At 51.8% G+C, this 22,371-nt stretch carries 19 protein-coding genes; 8 read left to right on the plus strand and 11 right to left on the minus strand.

Features of this window, described 5'->3' with window-relative positions:
- Positions 1-404: 404 nt before the first annotated feature.
- The 3 genes from ACZ44I_RS04940 to ACZ44I_RS04950 all read right to left on the minus strand — a co-directional run bounded on the left by ACZ44I_RS04940 (position 405) and on the right by ACZ44I_RS04950 (position 1,772).
- Positions 405-806 (minus strand): DUF3467 domain-containing protein, encoded by a 402-nt coding sequence (locus tag ACZ44I_RS04940; RefSeq protein ID WP_464548204.1) that lies wholly within the window; start codon positions 804-806, stop codon positions 405-407.
- Between the two features lie 37 nt (positions 807-843).
- Complete coding sequence (locus ACZ44I_RS04945) at positions 844-1,392, minus strand: helix-turn-helix domain-containing protein (protein WP_464548202.1); 549 nt, start codon at positions 1,390-1,392, stop codon at positions 844-846.
- An 80-nt stretch (positions 1,393-1,472) separates the two neighbouring features.
- The gene (locus ACZ44I_RS04950; RefSeq protein ID WP_464548200.1) at positions 1,473-1,772 is read right to left on the minus strand and encodes a hypothetical protein; all 300 of its coding nucleotides are present in this window, start codon (positions 1,770-1,772) and stop codon (positions 1,473-1,475) included.
- A gap of 196 nt (positions 1,773-1,968) precedes the next feature.
- On the opposite strand from ACZ44I_RS04950, the gene ACZ44I_RS04955 reads away from it, so the two are divergent.
- The 5 genes from ACZ44I_RS04955 (at position 1,969) to ACZ44I_RS04975 (ending at position 6,223) form a co-directional block, all read left to right on the plus strand.
- The gene (locus ACZ44I_RS04955; protein WP_464548198.1) at positions 1,969-2,670 is read left to right on the plus strand and encodes a LiaF transmembrane domain-containing protein; all 702 of its coding nucleotides are present in this window, start codon (positions 1,969-1,971) and stop codon (positions 2,668-2,670) included.
- A 381-nt stretch (positions 2,671-3,051) separates the two neighbouring features.
- Positions 3,052-3,189, plus strand: coding sequence for a hypothetical protein (locus ACZ44I_RS04960; protein WP_464576609.1), 138 nt, complete (start codon positions 3,052-3,054; stop codon positions 3,187-3,189).
- A gap of 281 nt (positions 3,190-3,470) precedes the next feature.
- The gene (locus ACZ44I_RS04965) at positions 3,471-4,883 is read left to right on the plus strand and encodes an ATP-binding protein (RefSeq protein WP_464548197.1); all 1,413 of its coding nucleotides are present in this window, start codon (positions 3,471-3,473) and stop codon (positions 4,881-4,883) included.
- A gap of 337 nt (positions 4,884-5,220) precedes the next feature.
- Positions 5,221-5,931: a hypothetical protein gene (locus ACZ44I_RS04970; RefSeq protein WP_464548195.1), complete on the plus strand. Its 711-nt coding sequence runs from the start codon at positions 5,221-5,223 to the stop codon at positions 5,929-5,931.
- Between the two features lie 16 nt (positions 5,932-5,947).
- A complete protein-coding gene (locus ACZ44I_RS04975; RefSeq protein WP_464548193.1) occupies positions 5,948-6,223 on the plus strand; it encodes a winged helix-turn-helix domain-containing protein in 276 nt (91 codons plus the stop codon).
- Between the two features lie 11 nt (positions 6,224-6,234).
- Here ACZ44I_RS04975 and ACZ44I_RS04980 read toward each other — a convergent pair whose 3' ends face one another.
- The 4 genes from ACZ44I_RS04980 to ACZ44I_RS04995 all read right to left on the minus strand — a co-directional run bounded on the left by ACZ44I_RS04980 (position 6,235) and on the right by ACZ44I_RS04995 (position 9,088).
- Positions 6,235-7,365 carry an ORC1-type DNA replication protein gene (locus ACZ44I_RS04980; protein WP_464548191.1) on the minus strand — a complete coding sequence of 377 codons (1,131 nt, stop codon included), beginning with the start codon at positions 7,363-7,365 and terminating at the stop codon, positions 6,235-6,237.
- A gap of 101 nt (positions 7,366-7,466) precedes the next feature.
- Positions 7,467-7,646: a hypothetical protein gene (locus ACZ44I_RS04985; protein WP_464548189.1), complete on the minus strand. Its 180-nt coding sequence runs from the start codon at positions 7,644-7,646 to the stop codon at positions 7,467-7,469.
- Positions 7,647-7,798: 152 nt separating this feature from the next.
- Entirely contained in the window at positions 7,799-8,470 is a 672-nt protein-coding gene (locus ACZ44I_RS04990) for a metal-dependent hydrolase (RefSeq protein ID WP_464548188.1), read from the minus strand.
- A 132-nt stretch (positions 8,471-8,602) separates the two neighbouring features.
- A complete protein-coding gene (locus tag ACZ44I_RS04995) occupies positions 8,603-9,088 on the minus strand; it encodes a hypothetical protein (RefSeq protein WP_464548186.1) in 486 nt (161 codons plus the stop codon).
- 156 nt (positions 9,089-9,244) lie between these two features.
- Here ACZ44I_RS04995 and ACZ44I_RS05000 point away from each other — a divergent pair, with 156 nt between their 5' ends.
- The gene (locus tag ACZ44I_RS05000; protein WP_464548184.1) at positions 9,245-10,732 is read left to right on the plus strand and encodes an MFS transporter; all 1,488 of its coding nucleotides are present in this window, start codon (positions 9,245-9,247) and stop codon (positions 10,730-10,732) included.
- A gap of 108 nt (positions 10,733-10,840) precedes the next feature.
- Here the strand turns inward: ACZ44I_RS05000 and ACZ44I_RS05005 are convergent, their stop codons facing one another.
- Positions 10,841-12,154, minus strand: a complete 1,314-nt coding sequence (locus ACZ44I_RS05005) for a hypothetical protein (protein ID WP_464548182.1) — start codon at positions 12,152-12,154, stop codon at positions 10,841-10,843.
- Positions 12,155-12,285: 131 nt separating this feature from the next.
- Here ACZ44I_RS05005 and ACZ44I_RS05010 point away from each other — a divergent pair, with 131 nt between their 5' ends.
- The gene (locus tag ACZ44I_RS05010; protein ID WP_464548181.1) at positions 12,286-16,473 is read left to right on the plus strand and encodes a HEAT repeat domain-containing protein; all 4,188 of its coding nucleotides are present in this window, start codon (positions 12,286-12,288) and stop codon (positions 16,471-16,473) included.
- Between the two features lie 19 nt (positions 16,474-16,492).
- On the opposite strand, the gene ACZ44I_RS05015 is transcribed toward ACZ44I_RS05010, so the two are convergent.
- From ACZ44I_RS05015 to ACZ44I_RS05025, 3 genes are read right to left on the minus strand one after another with little or no spacing between them, the layout of a single operon-like run.
- Positions 16,493-18,001 (minus strand): BCCT family transporter, encoded by a 1,509-nt coding sequence (locus ACZ44I_RS05015; RefSeq protein WP_464548179.1) that lies wholly within the window; start codon positions 17,999-18,001, stop codon positions 16,493-16,495.
- Positions 18,002-18,013: 12 nt separating this feature from the next.
- Positions 18,014-18,823 (minus strand): universal stress protein, encoded by an 810-nt coding sequence (locus tag ACZ44I_RS05020; RefSeq protein WP_464548177.1) that lies wholly within the window; start codon positions 18,821-18,823, stop codon positions 18,014-18,016.
- A gap of 42 nt (positions 18,824-18,865) precedes the next feature.
- Positions 18,866-20,296 (minus strand): PAS domain-containing protein, encoded by a 1,431-nt coding sequence (locus ACZ44I_RS05025; RefSeq protein WP_464548175.1) that lies wholly within the window; start codon positions 20,294-20,296, stop codon positions 18,866-18,868.
- Positions 20,297-20,461: 165 nt separating this feature from the next.
- Between ACZ44I_RS05025 and acs the strand changes: the two genes are divergently transcribed.
- Positions 20,462-22,354 carry an acetate--CoA ligase gene (gene acs, locus ACZ44I_RS05030; RefSeq protein ID WP_464548173.1) on the plus strand — a complete coding sequence of 631 codons (1,893 nt, stop codon included), beginning with the start codon at positions 20,462-20,464 and terminating at the stop codon, positions 22,352-22,354.
- The last annotated feature ends 17 nt before the right edge of the window (positions 22,355-22,371 follow it).

Raw genomic sequence — 22,371 nt, forward strand, 5'->3', positions numbered from 1 at the left:
TCCTGCATCAACGATCATGGAGCCGGTGCCTCCTCCTCACAAAGGATACGCAGGGGACTGATGAAATGATTCAGTATGCCCGCTCCGGCAATCGGCGGCGGCATCGGGGATGGAGAGGACGAATCCCAATCATTCTGAAAGGAATGAGGGTATAAAGCAGCTGTATAATCCGGATTGATACGCACAACCTCGATATGCTGCCTGATAGCCTCATGTGCCAATGCATATGAAAGGGGGATGGTTCCCGGAAGCTGGCACAGCAGGGAGGAAGAGTACAATGGGGGTATACCTGCCTAAAGCCCTCTTCTGATGAGAGAATGATAAATTCAGGAGATTCTTTCTCCAGATCAAAATCTCCATTCTGCAATGGATTCGGCTCGTATTTCTCTTGTCCCTCTCTCCTCTCAACGCTCCCCATCCTGTTCCTTATGAGGAGTATATGCCTCCATTCTTCCTTCAGAATGGAGCTTTTCAAGGATCTCCGAGATTGCTGATGCGAGTTTCTGTGCAGCCGAGTGCGACATAAAGATCCGGGTGCCTTTGATCTTCATTCTGCCATCCTCTCCCCTGATTCCGGGCATCTGCAGGAAATCTATTGAGATATCTCTGTGGCTGGCCTGAACATAGGCTAGATTTGAATATGCAGTTGATGAGATATCGATACCCGGATCCTCCTGATTGAATGTGTAGAGCCTGCTGAGATCGAGTGTTGTTCCGCCATCACTGGTATGTCTTTTATCTTCTTTCAGGGTCTCCCCGTTTACCCTCTCCCCTCTCAATTCTTCTCTTCTCTTCTTCTCAGTCATCTCTTCCTCCTGCCGAATCTGCTTTCCTCTCTGGCTATCATACAATCACGGAGATGAGAGTATGTCTCCTTCTCCTCTCCTCAGAATCATCGTCTGTGATGATGCCCTGCCCTGTTTTCCACCCATCTGAGGTGGCAATCGCCTTTGGCTCGTACTCTTCCCTGAGCCTTGAGTTGTAATAATCGGCAACTGCCATATCCATGCAGCCTGTTCCATCCCGATCATCCAGCATTGCATATGCAAGGAAGGAGAGTGCGGCAAACTTCTTCGACTCCACCCGTACTCTGTAGACTGGATGCTTCCCCTCGACACTCTTCTCGATGAGCCCGAGTTTCATCAGCTTTTTGAGGATAAGATAGATCGATGCCTCGGACTTCCCGGTGATATCAGCGAGATATTTTGGCCGGTAATCCATTGTTGGATCGGCAACCAGCTCTTCGACTACCTTTGCGATGGCAGTATCTCCAAACAGTCCGCCATAGGGCTCATCAAGATATATCTCATCATCCTGTGAGAGTATCGGGGGGCTATTATTTGTATTCCCGGCAGCCTCTTCCAATGTATCGGTTTTCTTCACTCTCTCCATCGTATTTCTCCCTCCTCTCCCGTCTTTTGTATATAGTGTAGATTGTTTGCAATAAATAATTATTGGTAACCCTTAAAATTTTAAAGTTTCTTCCAGTGCCTGTGGTGAGGGACCTCCACATCATAGTACGTCATCCATCGATCCGCCCATGGAGTATCAACCAGTTTTATCACTTTCCTGCCATTTCCCATCTCTCCAATGCGAATCCTCTCAACTCCCATACTTTTGATGAACGCCTTTGCAGTGAAGCCATTCTCTTCGCATTTTCGCTCACAGTCTGAAATCCTTCGAATAGCTCCACGCTTCTTCAGCCATCCAAGAAAAATAGCTCCGGCAAGCCCGGGATCCGGTCCCTGTGGATAATTATCAGATCGGTTCAATGTGTACAATTAGTTCTTTTGGAGAATTATCTGCTTTGTTTTCGTTCCGTGAGAAGCAAATGAACATTCTCATGATTACCCTACGCCTTCATGGAATTGCTCCTTCACATACAGCACCTCCCACCCGCATGTTTTTATCCTCCCGCTCCTACAATCCTCTTGAATAGCTACAGAGCAGATACTTCAGGTGATATCCATGAAATGCATCTCCTACCAGATCATCATCGGCACAATCCTCCTCATACTGGGTGTGCTCCTCCTCCTCAGGGCAGCAGGCATCTATGACACCGGTCAGCTCCTCGTCTATGCCCCCTCGCTTATCGTCCTCTTCGCACTTATCGCACTCATCAAAAGCGGCTTTCGCTCAGTATCAGGCCCCCTCATCCTGATTGTGATCTTCGGCACAATCCAGCTCGTTCTCCTCGGGCATGCCTCGCCTGACGTAATCCTCCCGGTGATCATAATTGCTGTTGGGCTTGGCTTCATCTTCAACCGGATCAGGCGCCCGTCTATCCGGGAGCGGGTGACAGACAAGGTTGAGATGATGGCAATCCTCGGCGGCGTCGAGAGCCGGAACTCCTCAAAATCATTCAGGGGCGGGGAGATGCTCGCCTTCTTAGGCGGTGCCGAACTCGATCTCCGGGACGCACAGGTCGATGATCCGCCCGCCGAGATCCAGGTCTTCACCCTCTTTGGCGGAACCGAGATCAGGGTACCTGAAGGCTGGAATGTCCGGATGACCGTGCTCCCGGTCCTCGGCGGTGCAGAAGATGAGCGGCGGCGGCCGCGTGCCGGGGGAGACGGGGCAGCAGGCGGCTCATTCCAGGGCACCTCAGGCCAGCCGGATCTCATCATCACCGGTTTTGTCGCATTCGGCGGAGTTACGGTGAAGGATTAACATCTACCCTCCTGGTTTTCAAGCTCTGAGCACCCACTCTCTCTATTACGATCATAACAGCAGAAAGCCCATGACTTTAGTCGTGGGATGAATGCGCCTAAGATTATATATAATTTAATTTCTAATATAGATATATGCTATCGTACAGTTAGTATACACTAAGCTGCGTAGCATTTAAGTACTCCATATAAAGAGAGTACGTTATCTGCATAGATGTAGATACTGCATTTGATATTGTATATACATCGTGAGTGCGGTTAATCGTATGCAGAAAGAGATGTGTACGAAGGGAGCACTGATACCCCACGACGCAATACTTGAAAAATGCCAAGTAACGTCAGAACCCCACATACTTTAGTAGTGGGAGTATGTCAGATCTGGATGATCCCTGAGAAGAACGGGATCTATCATAAATCAGCCTACTTTAAACTGATTGAGGGGAGTGATACCAATCAGTATATTGTCATCAGCGGACTGTATACTGCGAACCCCAATCCTGCCCACCAGGATCGGGATTGAATAAAAAGAAGAATATTCTGGGAGTGTATTTCCCTCCATATAATCCTTTTATATGAAAAAGCATGGGAACACCCCATCATTTTCATCTTGTATCCCTGTTACGATGTCAGTCTTGGTGGCATCATAAGCGTTTTTCTCCCTTCCACATGGTATGCAGGGTTATACTCCTGCACAAAACCGATCATTTGCATGAGTATAACCATTCAAAATAAGTACTTTTTGAAGGATTACAATCCATCAAAAACATACCTTTATGCATGAGTATAACCATTCAAAATATCATGGTACCTCTCCCTCCACCACGCTCTGGCTCCCCCGGTTCCTCCACTAACTCCGGGTATGATGGATCTCCCGGCTCCTCTTTACCTTCCAACTTCCCTCCTCTCCTTGATATCCTTACAGCCCATAACCCCTGGTGGAACGATCGGGATTTTTCAGCCATGGCAGGTGTCTGCCGTGGCCGCTACTTCAAAAAGATCCGGGCATATTACGACTCCGGCGAGATCATTGTTCTCAATGGGGTGCGGCGCTCCGGCAAGACCACCCTCCTCATGCAGATGATCCAGGATCTGATCAATGAGAGGGGGGCAGATCCACGCTCGATACTCTTTGTCAACTGTGATGAGCCTGCAATTGCCCAGCTTACAAACCCGCTTGAAATGGTGCTGGATACCTATAGGAAAGAGGTATACAGCCAGGAGGGGGCAACACTTGTCTTTGATGAGATTCAGACAATCTCCGGATGGGAGCGATGGATCAAGGCTATCTATGATCGAAAACAGTTCCGGTTGGCTATATCGGGCTCATCCTCCTATCTTCTCGACTCACAGGTCTCACAGTTGATCAGTGGCAGATACCTCTCTCTCCAGGTTTACCCACTTGATTTCTCAGAGTATCTCCACTTTCATGGAATAACCGGGATAGCCGATCCCGTCACACTCGCCAGTAAAAAATATGAGATTCTTGAATTATTCCATCGATATCTCTACGAAGGTGGGTTTCCACAGGCAGTCCTCCAGAAAGATGAATTGGTAAGGGTGGATCAGCTCAGTGCATATTATGACAGTATTGTCTACCGTGATATCGTTAAGGGGAACAATGTGAGGAACCAGCGGGCATTGGGTGATCTTATTGCGTATATGATGGCGAATATTACCTCCCCATATTCGTACCGTAAACTGGTTGATCTGCTCGGAATTGACACAGCTACGATAAAAGAGTACATCCGGTATGCAGAGATGGCACAGATCCTCTTTGAGGTTTTGCATTTCAGCTACTCGCTGAAGGTACAGGCAAGAAACGATAAAAAGATATATTGTATCGATAATGGACTCAGGAACGCAGTTTCGTTCTCATTCTCAAAAGATACAGGACGTTGTGCCGAGAATCTTGTCTATATCGAACTGCGGAGGCGCGGGTATACGCCCTATTACTGGAAGAAAAATGGTGAGGTGGATTTTATCCTGAAGATGCGTGACTCCAGCTTAATGGCGATCAATGTAACCTACACCGATCAGATACACAGACGGGAGACAGACGCCCTGCGTGAGTTCGCAGAAGAGTTTGGATCGAAGGTGAGCCGGTGCCTCCTCCTCACAAAGGATACACAGGGGACTGATGGAATGATTCAGTATATCCCGCTCTGGAGATGGCTGCTCCCTGGGAATGGAGAGGACGGATCCCAATCACTCTGAAAGGAATGGGGGTATAAAGCAGCAGTATAATCAGTATTGATACGCACATCCTCGATATGCTGCCTGACAGCCTCATGTGCCAATGCATCTGGTGGGGGGGGGGTGGTTCCTGGAAATTGGCACAGCAGGGAGGAACAGTACAATGGGGGTATGCCTGCCTACAGCCTTCTTCTGATGAGAGAAGGATAAACTCAGGAGCTTCTTTCTCCAGATCAAAATCTCCATTCTGCAACGCGTCCGGGTATCTCTTCCCCCCCCCCTCTTTCTGATACGTATCTTAGTTTCATGCCTTTTATTTGAAGACCGCCCATATACCAATAAGCTGGTGAATGCCACAATGGAACAAACAGCATTCAAACGGTTCAAAAGCGAAGTCGGACACTTCTTCCGCGTATCGGTCTTGAACATCGCCTTTGCCGCACTCCTGATGGCCTTTGGGCTGACGGTTGTTGTAATGGAGGTGGTCTCGATCTATGAGACATTCACAACTGATCTGTACCTGATCTACTCCCCGGTTGTCCTCTTTGTTGCCGTCTCTGCGATGCTCATCGGATTCTCATGGATAATTGCAAGTGCGAGAATCCTTGAGGGTGTCGAGGAGATACAGGATGATCTCAGGAAGCTCGAAAAGGAGAAGAGAAAGGAGCGAAAAACAAACGCACATCTCCGGGATGTACCTCTGGAACCTGACATCCCGGACGAGGATCTCACCCGCCTCATCGTCAGGATGCTCTCACATTACCGGGATAATCATGCAACCATCAACCGGATGATCTATGTCTGCATGCTCGGCAGCGCCAGCATCTTCCTGCTTGGAACCCTTGCGAGCCTTGAGTTCTTCAAGCTCACCTCAACCAGCCTCACCTTCACAATCGGCCCGGGGATCCTGCTCCTGCCTTCCCTCCTCATAACAACAGCAATAGCGATTGTCAGCCTGATCTCCTCGATCTACTTCCACCGGTTCGCAAAAGTCTGGGATGAGCGGATCGGCGAGATCGATCACTCGGCAGCTCTCCTGAAACAAACACTGGAGAATGATGGACAATGATCCAGGAGGCCTCAGAATGACGGGACGGCGGACAGCGTACGAGATCTACTGGGAGATCCTGGTCTTCTGCAGAAAGCCGCAGTCATTCACCGGCATCATCAACCGGTGTGACCTGAACTCAAAGACCGGACAGGAGCATCTGGCATTTCTCATGGAGAAGAGCTACATCACCGAGGAACATGATGGGGATAAGCGGCGGTACCTCTCCACCGACAGGGCAGAAGAGTATATCTCGCTCTTCAACTCGCTCTACCGGAAGCTCTTTGATTCTGCTCCGGCTTTCAAGCTGTGAATACCTCACCCTCAGAATTTGCAGATCCCCTCCACCTCCTCCCTGCTGTACCTCGGCAGGATCACGTCTGTTCTCCCCTTCGCCTGCCTGACCCTGAGATCGATAAGCCCGAGATCTGCCAGATTTTCAAGACGATCCATGAAGATCGAATATGGAATCTCCTCTTCTTCAATCAGATTGCCATACAGCTCACCTGAGATCAGGGCTTCGCCGCCGGTCTCTTCCAACAGGTGGATCCGCAGGAGGATGGAGCGTTCCTCTTCAGAAAGCCTCTGTACCGCCTTCTTCAGGTGCAGCAGCCGGAAATTGCCATAGGCAAGGAGAATATCCTCCCTGAGCACCGCCCCTCTCCCCTCGTGTTCAGCTCTCAAAACCGACCTTTTCAGGAGATCGAGGCCGACCCTGAGATCGCCTGCCATCTCCGTCTTCCTGACGATCTGATCCAGCACACCTGATGAGATCACGCCGGGGAGAACCCCCTCACTCACCCGGAGAGAGAGGATCTCATGGATCTCCTCTGCCGTGTAGGGGGAAAAGAAAATCTCCTCGGAGCAGAGGGTTGAAGAGACAACCAGATCAACTATCCGCGAAAAGTCCAGCTGCATATCGCTCGTGGTCGTGATCACAGTGATTTTGCACTCCGGGAAGTCCAGGTGCATCCTGAAAAGCGAAGACAGGACCTCACCCACAGCATCATGCTGTACGAGGTGCTGGACATCATCAAGACAGATGAGAAGGATTCTGGTTCTGTCAGGAACAGCCTGTGCGATCGCACTCACAAGCTTTTCTGCCTGAATACCCGTTCTGGGTGGCTTCTTCCCGAACAACCGGGCATAGATTCCTGAATAGATAGCAAACGGTGTCTGATCGGTCTGGCAGTTCAGGTAGATCGGCACGATTCCATCTGTCTCCTCCTCAATCTCCCTGAAGAGATGCTTCACACTTGTTGTCTTCCCGCTTCCGGGCGGCCCCCGGCAGATAACATGTACCAAAGACGCCTCCTCCTGTCCCTGGCGGATCCGAAAAGCGAGCTCCGCAAGCTGGCTCTCCCTGAAGAGCACCTGATCCGGCATATAGTCAAACTCGAAGAGCTCAGGGTTTGTAAAGAGGGTCTGGTCGGAGAAGATAAAGTGCGGTACCATCTGGATCAAGGATGGTGAAACAGGCATAAGAATTGAAAGGGGTGGAGGGCGAAAGTGAAACGCAGATCACCCTGCCCGAAACGATACCGGAAGATCCCGGATCACCGGATCTGGCAGAGATGCCAGTGTGCAATGATCACACTGACGATGGTGAGCAGAATGGCGAGGATAACCACTCCTGTCCAGTCGACGGATCCGATAAAGCCATAGGTAACCAATGCCCAGAGCATGCCGCCGAGTATGCCGATGATGCAACCTTTACACCTGACCGGCTTTCGCATGTGGCTACATTCCGTCTCCGTATATATATATATCTCCTTGCCATCTTTTGATACACCAGTTAACGGTGATTCAACAAGATGACAGAATCAGCCAGTATTGGAGGTTATCACTCTCGGGCAGCGGATGAGACCACCCTCTGCCGTTCACCTGCCTACACCCGTGAGAGCCTCAGGATCAGCACCCAGATGATCAGAAAGAGGCAGAGGGAGATGGCGATAAGTACTGGGTGGCTGATCGCATACGTGATCCCGGCAACAACCACCCCCGCAGCAACAAAGATCAAAACCGTTGCATAGAACCCCGGCCGTATATCAATCCTGCTCCCGGTATTGATGCTGCCTGCATATTTTTTATCACTGAATGGCTTGAATGGCATCAGCCCGCTCCGGGTGCAGCAGTCTTCAAGGAGATGGAAGATCCCCCCGGCAAAGAGTCCGGGGAAGAAGAAACCGATGATGATGTTCCAGAATCCCATGAGATAGAGGACGGATCCGATCAGGAGGGTGATGATCAGAGTATATACGATAACGCCGAACAGCGTATGCATCGACCCACGGTGAGCGGGGTTGAAGGGTTTTTCGAGAACCCTGTACACCAGCTTTGTTATCGGGATTATGATCGGCCGCATGATGAGGCTGAAGATGCGTGCAATACCATCCATGTAGTGGAGTTTTGAATCTGCTGCATCGGTATCGGGGAGGAGTGATCCGATGATCACCCCTGCGGTGAAGATCGCTACTGCCACCGGATGGATGAGCAGCCATGGAGCGGCAAGAAGGAGGGCACTCCCTGTACTGATGGCGATATGGTCTTTTCCACGCATTCGTATACCAGAATGCTCTTGTATTTAATAAGGGTGCACGCCCGGAGGGTGAAAGTATTCCGATCAGATAGAAAAGAAGGAACCTGGCTGTTCCTCACAGGAAAACCCGGCTCATGCGATCATCTTTCTCCACTACTTCTGTCCGAGGGCACCGTGCAGGAACCGGGATATTTTGTCAAAGATTGAAGGCTGCGGTTCGGTATGGGTTATAGCCTCATTCTTCTGCACCACATTCTCTTTTGGGGTGCTCTGCGTGGCCGGTCTATCTGCTGTGTGCATGTAGGAAACATGCACAGGAGCCTGTTTCCCAAAATCTCCACCCCTCACATACTCACGGCTATAGATGTCGGGTTTTCCTGTTCCACGAAAGCTCAATTGAGATCCTGATTTTCCATATTCACGGCTGTAGATATCCTGTTTTGGGGTGCTCTGCATGGCCGGTCTATCTGCTTTGTGTGTGTAGGGAATATGCACAGGAGCCTGTTTTCCAGATCCTCTGCTCATCACATACTCCCGGCTATAGATATCCGGCTTACCGCTTCCACGAAAGCTCAATTGAGATCCTGATTTTCCATATTCACGGCTGTAGATATCCTGTTGTGATCCGCTCTTGCTCATACGTGTTACTGGACTTCATTATTTATAAATATTATGCGATATCTTATCAAAATGCTGTTCACGTATTAATAAAAATAGATGTATCGTCTCAGAAGGTAATTGTGGAGATGTGGGTTTTTCAGAATGATTATCTCCGGTGAATAGCAAGAAATGGGTATGCAGATCAGGACCAAAGATGCATCAGTACCAAACTATACCCTCCTTCTCATCTCCATCTCCCTTGCAACGTTCATGTCGGCTCTTGACGGCACCATCGTCAATATCGCCCTTCCGACGATCTCAGAGATCTTCTCTCTTCCGATGACGTCAGTGAGCTGGGTCGCAACGATCTACCTCCTCGTCCTGACGGGTTGTGTCCTGATCTTTGGAAAACTCGCAGATCGGATAGGCTTTAAGATCGTCTTCATCACCGGATTTTTCATCTTTACCATCGGATCGTTCGCCTGCGGTTTCTTCCCCGAACTCTTCAACTCATATGGCATCCTGATCGGATCCCGCATCATACAGGCAATCGGGGGGGCAATGATCGTATCGATTGCCCCGGCACTTGTTGCAACATTCTTCCCGATGAAGATGAAAGGAAAGGCCCTTGGGCTGATCACGATGTTTGCTGCACTCGGGGCAGCAGTCGGTCCTGTCATGGGTGGGATGCTGACCCAGTACCTCTCCTGGAACTGGATCTTTTATATCAATCTCCCGGTAGGATGCCTCGCGATCCTGCTTGGCATGTATTCAATCCCGGCAACACCTCCTGCACAAAAGACGCTCTCTGCCTTTGACCGCCTCGGTGCAGTCCTGGTCTTTATCGGGATCGGCTTTTTGATCTATGCCGTAAGCCAGGGGGCATCGGTTGGGTGGACCAATCCAAATATCCTCGGTGCAGCAGCTATTTCGGCAATAGCCCTGATTTCTCTCCTCTTCCATGAACTCAGGATACCAGATCCCCTCATTGATTTTGGGCTCTTCACAAAACGCAACTTCCTCATTGCCAACCTGATGCTTGCCCTGACATATTTCCTCTTTGCGGGCGTCAACTACATCCTTCCGTTCTTCCTTGAGATCGTCCGCGGCCTCGATCCATCCCGGAGCGGGATCATCCTCACTGCACTCTCAGGTGCGTTGATGGTAAGCGGCATCCTCTCGGGGATATTGATCAACAGGTATGGCAACCGGAGACTCTGTATCATCGGGGCCTTCATCGTCTCTCTGGGTTACATGATGTTCGTCCTTTTCTCAACCGAAACCTCGATCACATATATTGCCCTCTCGCTGGCTTTCCTTGGATTTGGGCTTGGATTTGTGGTATCTCCGGGAACAAACATGATTATGGGCATGGCATCCCGGGACAGGCACGGCATGGTCTCAAGCCTCCTCAATGTCGAGCGGTTCGGCCCGATGACCCTTGGGATCTCCTTTGTCAGCATGCTCTTCATCCAGGCGATCGTGTCAGTCGGGAAATACCGCCATGTCACCACCACCTCTCCAAAGGATCTCGTTATCGATGCCGTTTCCACGGGCTTTGATCTCGTCTTCCTGGTGATCTTCCTGGTATCACTTGCAATACTCGCACTCGCCATCCTGAGCAGGGATGAGGTTCACCCTGATAACGTGGATAGCGACGAACCGGTCATCGTCGGGGTCTGAACTTCCCCTCCCTTCCCCGACGATTCCTGTCGGTGCTTTTGGCATCTCCCCTAAAGCCGTCTGGTGTTTAGGGTGTACGTGAGTAAAAGGTTTACAGGGCGAAAACCGTCAATCGGCAGCAGACCGTATCTCTTCAACATCTCCAGCCTGGTCCCTGTCCCGCAGGCTGATATTCGCTGCAAGCAGGCTGAGAAAGAGGGATCCGGTGATCCAATCGTCATCCATCTCTCCATTTGCTGCCATTGAGAGATCCCTCTCCATCAGCTCGCGGATCATGGCAACCGATGGGTGTATCCGATCCATGAAGGAGGCGAGATCATAGATCTCCTCAGGCTCCATTATCAGAGAACTCACAATCAGCCTCCTGCCTGCCCGTCTCAACTGGCTTCTCCGGGTGGGACGATCGATCAATCCCATTTCAGCAGCAGAATTGATCTCTTCTGTTTCTTCGCCAGCAGATCTGACATCCTTGAAGAGATATGTCATCAAACCGCCGGTCTCCTCAGATCCGGATAAGATGAGGCGATCTCCCCGGATAAAATGATCGGTGAGATAGATGGGTGTGTCATACCTACTGCTCTCATAGGGCAGCGGATAAATAAATGGTAATCCACTCTCCTGCAACGGGTCGAGCCCATCACAATCAGCATCCCCACAACCGCCCATCTGCATCATCTCCTCAGGGTTGATGAGGAGGATGATCTCGTGCGGCTCCTCTTCACGCATCGCCACTGAAAGCACTGTCAGCCCAACCATGGATAAATCACAGGGCGGTTTTGGCAATCTCTGTACCATAATGGGGATGCCTGAATCTTCCTCGATGATGAGGATCGCTCCATGTATCCTGAGTGGATCAGTGGGAGTGCCTGCCAGAGTAAATGGATAGGCGATCCGGCGGGCACCTGTTGAGAGAAAAGAAAAGATCGCCTGCTGCCCGCCGGTATTGCTGCCGATGAGCGAACGTGCCCGGATGCCCTCTCCGGAAGATTCGGTTTTGCTCGTAACCGGGGGTTTATGGCCAGTTATTGGAATGAGTGCTGCATAGATCTCCTGCCCGCATTCCGGGAACGCTTCTTTCAGGCTTAAAAGAAGCGCTTCTTCTTCCTGAAGTGGCTCATGTGGTGGTGCAGCATCCGGGTAACCCTCGTCTGCTTCCAAGGGGATGTGCTGAATGGGAGCATCTGAAGGTTCCACGATCCACGTTACTGCCTTCCTCTTCTTCGAACCTTTTGGGATCAGGCCCTCATCCTCGGTCAGTCTCCCGATATAGCTGCTCACTTTCCGGGGGGATTTGGTGGTGCGATCATATCTGCTTGTTGAATGGTAGACATAGGGTTTACCTGAGATATACTTGATCTCAAGGCATTTGACTCCCTTCTCCCGCTCTCTTCTGAGCCAGGCAGATACCCATTCATCCATCATCCTCTCTTTAGGGATTATGTGTATATAGATCTTTCCTCGTCCACGCAGGGGGGCCTGCATCCGGTATCTCTGTGAAAATATAACGATTGAGGAGGATTTCCCCATCCCTCCTGCAAAAACCGGGAGCAATCATGGGAGTTTCTTCTCAATCCCCATCGGGCATCTATGTATATATCAATGATGAGGATCAACTGTACCGTGAAGGCATCCCGGGGAGCAGCTCACATATGGTATTCAACCGCCTTTTTGGAGTAAATATTCAGAACCTCGCGGAAAGGGGAAAATTCGATCGGATCTCCGCAATGATCAATCAGGATGATCCCGAAATAAAACTGGAAGCTGTCTCAGTCCTTGCAGCCTTTGGAGGCGAAGCGTACGAACACCTCGCTGTCGCCCTCTCGGAACTCATATCTCCAACCGAACAGACGCAGCTCGTGCGTGAAGTCTACTTCATGCTTGCAGACGATCCCGAGGCGATTGTCAGGTTCATCCTGGTCTCCCCTGAAAATGTCCGGACTATACTGAGGAAATATATCATATCCGAAGGGAAACCTGACCTCTTCACCATCTATTCACTCTCAAGGAGAAAAGATCCGGATCTCAGGCGGGCGGCTATTGCCACCGCCGACACCCTTGGAAAGGAGGGGTTCGATATTATCTTATCCGGGCTCTTTGACCGTGACCCGGATGTTGCAGCTGAATCTGCATCCATTCTTGAACGTCGCGATCTTGTCCCTGATACTCCAAAAGAAAGGGCACAGTACCTCTATGTCAGGAAGAAGTGGAATGAACTGGTCCATATCGGGAAGGCCGGCACACCAATCCTCCTCCGTACACTCAAAGATGGGGATCAGCTGACCAGGCGTGCTGTCATCAAGGCCCTTGGAAAAGGGCATAACCCTGAGATGTTGCTTGTCCTCCATCGGTATCTTGGCGATCCGGATCCCCTGATCGTCGGTGATGTTGTTGCGGCAATAGCAGAGATTGGCGGTCCTGAGGCTGAAAGTACACTTGAAAAGTGCCTCAATGCCCGTTATCCACTTATCCGTATGGAGGCGAGCTGGGGTCTCCAGCGGATGGGCTGGAAACCAAAGAACGATCAGCAGCGGGTCCTGTCTCTCCTCGCACGTGAGGACTGGGCCGGGCTTGCTGCTATGGGAAAGAACGCAATTCCGGCACTGATCAATGCACTCAGGGAGACTCACTCTGCGGTTCGTGCAGGTGCAACCGAGACTCTCAGGAATATCGGCCCGGTAGCTATCCAGGCACTCCGCCAGGTGGCAGCCTCATCTGATCCAAACCTCGCAAAAGTTGCACGGAATGCACTGGCAGAGATTGAGAAGAAGAACCAGCAGTTGATGGCAGATTCACATGCAAAGCCGGTCGACAACAGGAAGTACCATGATGAACTTGCCGCCTCCCTCAAGGCACGTGAAAGCTTCAACAAGGTGCGAAAAAAGTCTGGGCAACCCCAACCGGCAGTGCGTGAGGAGGCAGTCAAACCTCCGGCACCGGATCTCTCAAAGAAAAAGTATGCCGAAGAACTCGCGGCATCGGTAAAAGCGCAGGAAGAGTTCAGGAAACAGGTTCCGCAGAAGCCGTTTCAGGTTGCCGAAAAGCCGGCTCCTGTTCCGGAAGAGGCCAAAAAGGATCTCGAAGTCAATGATATCATCCTCAAAGGCCTCAATGAGGCGCTCAGGAAGATGTATGGGGATATTGGTCCCCGCATCCCGACGGGTGATGAGGATGAGCTCAAACCAAAGAAGAAGGTCGACGATGATGTTGCCCTGACAGAGAGTTCGATCAAAGCTGACCCCGCTCCGGTACCTCTTCCCATTCCAAAGAAGGAAGAAGAGGAGGAAGAGCCCGAAGAGATGGATAATTTTGAGAAGCTTGTCGCCTCTCTCTCTGATCGCGATACCAATATCCGTATCTCTGCCTGTTATGCCCTGCGGCTCTACCGGGAGCGGGCGGTTCCCCCGCTCATCCGGGCTCTCCACGATCCCATTGCCTCGGTGAAGGTTGCCGCGATCGAATCTCTGGGAGAGATTGCCGATCCCGAAGCCAAAGAATCCCTGATGGGTTGTATCAGGGATGATGAGCCTGATGTCCAGATTGCCGCTGTAACAGCTCTTGGTGGCTATATGGATGATGACGTCATCCGCATGCTCGTCTCTCTTCTGGGACACAATCACTACCGCATCATTACCGCAGCCTCCGATGCCCTGGTGAAGATCCGGTATCCGGCTCTCCCGGCTCTCGCTGGCGCATTGAATCATACCTTCATGCGGATCCGCACCAATGCCGCAGCCACCCTTGGGAAGATGGAAGATCAGGATGTCGTCCCGATCCTGATGAAATTCCTTGAGGATCCCTCTGAGGAGATGCGGATTGCCGTTGCAAAAGCGCTTGCACGTATCGGGTACCCCGCACTCCGTCCCCTTGCCGGGATGGTCGTTGGCGGCTCCCGCCTCCAGAAGCTTACAGCCCTCGATACACTCGGCAGGATGAGCGAGGATGAAGCAACTGCTGCTATCCGGCCGGCACTTGGAGACCCCGATCAGGGTATCAGGATCTTTGCACTCCAGATGATCCGTAAACGGGAATCACTTGCTCTCTGGAGGAGTGCATGGGCAGAACAGCTTGGAGGGGCGGTGCCAAAGCCAAAAGGCATCCCCAGGCTGAAGAAAGATGACAAAGAGCTGTATGAACAGAGCGGTGGAGAGCAGGATGTCCACACTCTCATTCAGGGGCTGAAAGACAGCAACCGGAATGTCCAGTTTGCAGCAGCAATGAAGCTCACGGTTATGGGGAGGCCCGCAATCGAGGAGCTCTTAAAAGCAGTCAAAGGTGAATCTCCGGAGATCAGGGCCCTTGCAGAAGAGGTGATCGGTGAGATGCGGGATGTTGCAGTTGAACCGCTCCTTGATGCATTATATGATGAGAGCTCGGTTGTCCGTGCGATAGCAGCACGGAATCTTGGGCGTATCGGTGCAAAGAAAGGTTTTGACAGTCTCCAGAGGGCATTTGAGACTGAACAGGATACCGAGGTCCGGGCGATCATCGTTGAGGCACTCGGCTATATCGGCACCGGTGAGGTGGTGCCGACACTGAAGCGGGCACTGCATGATCGGGATGAGGAGGTGAGGCTGGTTGCAGCACGTGCACTCGGATACATCAATGACAGCTCTGCTGTGGAAGCACTCATGAGCGCTCTTGATGATACCGACACCCGTATCGCTGATGCTGCACTCACCGCCCTGAAAGATCCGGATGGCACCCCTCAGGAGCACCTTGTCAATGCGATGAGGGATGCTGGTGGTTTCCGGAACAAGAGCATCTCAAGTGCGCTTACATCGATCGGATGGGAACCTGAAACGAAGGAGGAGGAGGTCTGGTTCCTCATCTCCGAGAACCGCTGGTTTGATATTGAGAAGATGGGTTCATCTGCCATCCAGCCGATTGTGGATACTCTTCAGGGAGGGACACTTGAGGAGCGGATCGAGGCGATCAAGACGATCTCCCATATTGGCGGCGCCGAAGCCGTCAGTGCACTTATCCCCCTCCTCTCTGACGAGCATATCATGGTTCGGAAGAAGGCCGAGTACGCACTGGTTGATCTTGGTGAACTCTCAGTTGAGCCCCTGAATGCCTTAATCGGCGAGGAGAAGGGCCCTCTTGATAAAACCATTCAGAGGATTCAGAAACAGATCGAGTCAAGGCGCCTTACTGAGGGTGGCATTGCTGGTATCGGCGAGACAGACTTCGATATTGCAGAAACAGGAACAATCGAATCTATCCTGTCAGGCACTCCTGTCTCCGAAGAATCATACCCTGAGCCCGGCTCATCTGATGAGGCTGCCCCCGGGTATGCTGATGCCGAAACTCCTGAAATCCAGGGTGATATGTCCGACGAAACTCACAGAATCGCTCCTGAAGAAATGTCCATATCTGCTCTTGATCTCCCGCCTGAAGCGGACGACTCATTTGAATCGTCTCCTGACGATGCCGCCAGAGAAACCCCGGAGATCACTCCCTTCGAAGATGACGATGGCATCCCCTCTGTTGACGACATCTCCTTTGAGATGGATGAACCTCTTGAACTCTTTGACACCCCCTCTGCCGGGGAGGGCTATGATCCCCTGAGTCCGGAATCACCTGAACGCGACACTCCTATTTCCACTCCGGATGAGTTCTCTTTTGCGATGGATGAAACTCCTGACGCCTCCAAACCTTCTCCTGAGTCAGAAAAACCCTCTATCGGAGTTCCTGAAGGGAAGAGAAAGAGTTCTCCTGAAAATGAACGCGAAGAGGAATGAGTGAGGGGTAAGGCCCCTCTTACCTCTCCTCTTCTTGTATCGACTCCTCCTGCGAAAGCCCGATCCAGAGCGTATAGCAGAGGATGATCATCACTATCATGAAGGGGAAGGCGGCGGTGATCGCCATCTTCTGGAGGGCATCAAGTCCCCCTGTCAGGAGGAGGATGATCGCAACCGCAGAGAGCGAGAGTCCCCAGATAACTTTCTTATAGAGGGGCACTGCCAGGCTCCCGCCGGTGGTGAGGGAGCCCAGGACAACCGTTGCCGAGTCCGCCGAGGTGACAAAGAAGATCGAGAGGAGCAGAATAGCAATCAGGGAGAGGACTCCGGCAAGCGGGTAGTGTTCAAAGAAGACAAAGAGTGCAAGCGACACATCCTCTCCGGCAACTGATGCAAGATCGACGCCTCTGTTCAGCTGAAGGTAGAGGGCTGATCCTCCAAAGACAGAGAACCAGATGAAGGTAAAAAGGGTTGGCACCGTCAGCACCGTCAGGACAAACTCCCGGATCGTCCGGCCCCGTGAGATCCGGGCTATAAAGAGCCCGACAAACGGCGACCAGGAGATCCACCATGCCCAGTAGAAGACCGTCCAGTCGCGGCTCCACTGATATCCTGCGAACGGATAGGCCTGGAGGCTCAGGTCGATGACATTGTTGATGTATCCGCCGAGTGTTGAGGAGAAGATATTCAGGATATAAGGGGTTGATCCGAGGAGGAGGATGAAGCTGAGAAGCACGATCGCAAGGAGAATATTGAATTTTGAGAGTACCTGAACGCCCTTTTCCACCCCGAGGATGGCTGAAGCCATGAAGAGTGCGGTTGCGATTATGATGATTCCGATGGTAACCGAGATGGCCGACGAAATGCCGTAGAGGTGCGAGAAGCCGGCATGGATCTGGAGGGCGCCAAATCCAAGCGATGTCGCAGTTCCAAAGACGGTGGCAAAGACTGCCAGCACATCAACGATCTTTCCGGGTATCCCATAGATCCGATCCCCGAGCACCGGATAGAAGCAGGAGCTGATCAGTGCAGGCATACCCCTGCGGAATGAGAAGTATGCAATCGAGAGGCTGACAACGGTATAGATCGCCCATGGATGGATCCCCCAGTGGAAGAATGCATACCGCATCGCAAAAGCTGCAGATTCAGGAGAGAGCGGCTCAAGAAACGGAGGGGGTGTGAGGAAGTGAACCAGTGGCTCTGAAACTCCCCAGAAGAGGAGGCCAATCCCCATCCCGGCTGCAAAGAGCATCGCAACCCAGCCGAAGAATGTATACTGCGGCCGTTCGGCATCATAGCCGAGCCTGATCGTTCCATACTTCGATAAAGCAAGGGAAATAACAAATATTAGGAAGAAGAATGCGGATATCAGGTAGAGCCAGCTGAAGTTGTCGAGAATCCCTGCATGGATGGCTGATGCTGCTGTATCCAGAAGATCCGGCAGCAATACCCCCCCGATAATAAAGAGGAAAATGATCCCTGAAGAGAGGAGAAAGACTGTTTCCTTTCTGAAATATGCCCGATTCATCTGATCATCTCCTTATGGTACAAGAAAGATTGATGCCTTCGATCCGGTGACGATTCGTTCAGCCGTATCTCCCATCGGTGATGAGAGGAATGCCGGCCTGCTTCTGCCAAGGACGATCACATCGGCCTTTATCTGATCTGATACAAAGAGGACTTCGTTTGCGGCATTGCCGATCCGCTCTTCTGAAGTGACACGTCCATAGTACGGCCGGAGCTCCCCCTCAAGAATGGAGAGTTCCTCTTTCACTTCAGAACTTTTCCTCTCCTCGGATCTCGGGTCTGCCCGCCTTCCCCGGACATGAAGAATATGGCACCAGCTACCCTGGAACTGCATCACAAAGGGCAGTGGCCGGTTGGATGCCTCATCAAAGTCGGTCGCATAGAGAATGATCAGATCATCACGGGTGATCGTCCCCTCTCCTTCTCCCGGCAGGATCGGCCTGATCTTATGGACGAAGACGGGGGTGTCAGCAAGCCTGAGGAGATCCCGTGAAACGCTTCCAAGGAGTATTGAGCGGAGCTGCCAGCGCCGTTTTGCCTTCAGGTAGATCTCATCTGCGCCTTCCCGGAGTGCCGCCTCTGCAATAGATGAGGCGATATGATCGGTTCCTGTCCGAATCTCAACAGAGAAGCCGATCTCCTCAAGTGCCTCCTTTAAAAGCATCAGCCATGAGAGATCTGATCCGCCGAAGAATGAGTCGGCGTCACTTACGTGGAAGAGGCAGATCGATTCAGAGCCAAGGCTTTTGAGTAAATTACCGATCTTTCTCAGCTCATCGGGCCTCTCTCCATATGCAACCGGTATCAGTGTCTTCTCAAACATCTCTTATATCCCACTTTTTCCAGTTAGTGTCATCCCATGGCTTTATGAATCTGATGGCATCGTCAGATCCCCATTCCCGTCCTTCTCCTCAAGCGGCCGGGCAATAGAACAGAAGTACATCTGATCAAGGAACCGGACAAAGGTTCGCGAGACATCGACATGCAGGATCCTGCCGTTCCGCATCCGGTGGATGGAACGGGTCCGCATCCTTTTCCCCGGATATCCATCTGCCCACATCTCCTTCCAGATGCTCCTCGTGATTGATGGGTTGATGGTTTCGACATGAAGTGCCTGGAGTTCTTCAGTGGTGTAGCCAAGAAGGGTGGATGCAGTCTGGTTTGCCTTGATGATCCGACCCTCCTCATTGAGGATAAGGATCGAATCCGAGGCATGATCGAAGGCAAACTGGATGAAGAGCAGTTCCCGTTCAAGCTCCTCTTTCTCCCGAATTGTTGCCATAAGCATCCTGTTTGCCTCCTGAAGTGATCGGGTTCTGTCCTCGATGAGCTCCTCAAAATTCTTGTGGTACTGCTCAAGCTGCTCCCTGCACCGGTAGAGCTCGGTGATGTCCCTGCCTGTTGCATGGTATGCGGCGATCCCTCCCTGCTCGTCAAAGATGGCCCGGAGATCCCATTGTTCGCGGCCGACGGTTCCATCGTTTCGGATCATCATCAGATCAGCTGAAGCTGATTGATTGGTAATTGTCATCTCCGAAAGGAGATGCTCTATCTCATGGAGGATCTGTGCCGGGAAGAGTGTGGTAAAGGGTATTCCTTCTGCCTGCTTTTCGCTCCTCTGGATACGGTCTGCGAATGGTGCATTGATGTAGGTGATACGGAGCTTGTTGTCCAGATGGGCGATATATTCTCTCTGTCCTGTCTTGAGAGCTGTATACTGCTGTTTCAGCAGATCAAGTTCCCTTGATGTGGACTGGTGTTCTGTTTCATCAAAGAAGGCGAGTGCCGCTCCATCCCGTCCCGTATCAAAGACGACCGGAATCCCCTGGATCCGAAGGAGCATCTCCTTCTTTCGTATGGTTGCCCTGAACGTATGCGTCTCTGTCTCCCCACAGACGGCATTATAGCAGATCTCCCGTATCCGGGGATCTTTAAACAATGAGATCGGGATCTCATCGATTAAAACGCCATACATCACATCCAGTGAGCACCCAAGGAGGGAGAGTATCCCCTCTGTCACCATCACTGTATTCAGGCGAAGATCGCAGATGATCAACGGGGCTGGCCAGTATGCGAGCAGGGAAGAGACCGGAATTCTCTGTACGAGAAAGTAATTCCGTGCAGTCCCGATCTCTTTTCTGTCGACATCACCTCTGAGTTTGAGCGTGTCAAGGTATTTGGCGGCAGTGTTTCTGTGGAGATGCAGTGCAGAAGAGATCTCTGTTATGCTCATCCCGCGTGGATTTCTCTTCAATAACTCCTTGATCTGGATCATTTCCCCGGATTGCCCTGTCATTTTCCATAATCTCCTGTGCTGGCATCTCTCTGCTTATGCAGTGCATAGGTGTTCAGCAAATATAAGATTTATCTATGGTGCGATCCAATTTGTGTATGTAAAGCACTGCATAAGGGCCTTCGGGTTCTGTGGTTCCATGCATAATTCTGCATGGAGGAGAAGATTATGTCCGAATCTTTCGATGTAAAACTCGAAGCTAAGACCTATAAGCCCGATCCCTCCTACAGGGAGAATTCGAATATCGGGGACTGGGAGACGGCGTACAATCGCTATCTGAAAGATCCCGATGGCTTCTGGGATGGAATTGCAAAAGAACTGAGCTGGTTCAAGCCATGGGATGCCGTTTTGGAGTGGAAACACCCCTATGCAAAATGGTTTGTCAATGCGAAGACGAATATCACATTCAACTGCCTTGATCGGCATGTCAACAGCGAACTCAGAAACAAGGTTGCGTTGATCTGGCGTGGAGAGGAAGAGGAGCAGGAGAGGATATTCACCTACCGCCAGCTCCACCGGGAGGTGCAGCGGTGTGCAAATGCCCTGAAGAACCTGGGCATCAAAAAAGGCGACACTGTCTGTATCTACATGCCCCTCATCCCTGAGCATATCGTTGCGATGCTCGCCTGTGCCCGGATCGGTGCAGTTCATAGTATCGTCTATGGCGGCTTCGGAGCAGCAGCCCTGAATACCCGTATCCGTGATGCATCGGCAAAGGTCGTCATCACCGCCGATGTCGGGTATCGCCGTGGCAAACACGTCCCCCTGAAATCGATCGTCGGGGATGCGGTTGTCAATGCCCCGAGTGTCGAGAAGATCGTCGTCGTCAGGCGGACAAGGCCCCAGGTCGAACTCGTCTCCGAGATGGAGATCGACTACTATGAGCTCCTGAATGAGGCTGGCAGAGAATGCGAACCCGAAGTTATGGATGCCGAAGATCCGCTCTTCATCCTCTATACCTCAGGTACAACCGGCCAGCCCAAAGGTATCGTCCACACAACCGGCGGATACATGGTCGGGACCTATTACACCACAAAGTACGTCTTCGACTTAAAAGCCAATGATGTCCACTGGTGTACCGCCGATCCGGGCTGGATCACCGGGCACAGCTACATCGTCTATGGGCCGCTTGCAGCAGGTGCCACCATCCTGATCACGGAGACCGTGCCGGATTATCCTGATCCGAGCATCTGGTGGAAGATCATCGAAGAGTTCGGTGTAACGATCTTCTATACTGCACCAACAGCAATCCGGATGTTCATGAAGTTCGGTGAAGAGTGGCCGAACAAGGCAAATCTGGACTCGCTGAGGATCATCGGATCGGTCGGAGAGCCGCTCAACCCCGAGGCGTTTGAGTGGTACCACCGTGTCATCGGCAAATCTGTCTGCCCCGTCCTGGATACCTGGTGGCAGACCGAGACCGGGATGCACATGATCACTACCCTCGTCGGTGAGCCGATGAAACCCGGGTTTGCCGGGCGGCCGATCCCCGGTGTCCAGGTTGATGTTGTTGACAAGGATGGTAACCCTACTCCGCCGAATGTCGGTGGACTGCTCGTCATCAAGGAGCCCTGGCCGGCGATGATGAGGACGGTCCATAAGAATGATGAGCGGTACCGCCAGTACTGGTCCACGATCGAGCCCTTCTATACTGCAGGCGATCTCGCCGTGAAGGATAAGGATGGCTACATCATGGTGCTGGGCCGATCTGACGACATCATCATCGTTGCAGGGCACAATATCGGAACCGCTGAAGTTGAGAGCGCCCTCGTCTCCCATGAGGCGGTCGCAGAATCTGCTGTCATCGGCAAACCCGATGCGATGAAAGGGCAGGCGATCAAGGCATTTGTCATCCTCAGGCTTGGGTATGAGCCAAGCGAGAAGCTGAAGAACGAGCTCATCTATCATGTGAGGATGAGCATCGGGCCGATCGCAATGCCATCTGAGATCGAATTCGTCTCCTCGCTGCCAAAGACGAGGAGCGGAAAGATCATGCGCCGCGTCTTAAAAGCACAGGAGATGGGAATCGACCCGGGTGATATCTCCACCCTGGAAGAGTAACCTTCCCTTTCTCCTTT

The sequence above is a fragment of the Methanocalculus pumilus genome, assembly GCF_055382585.1.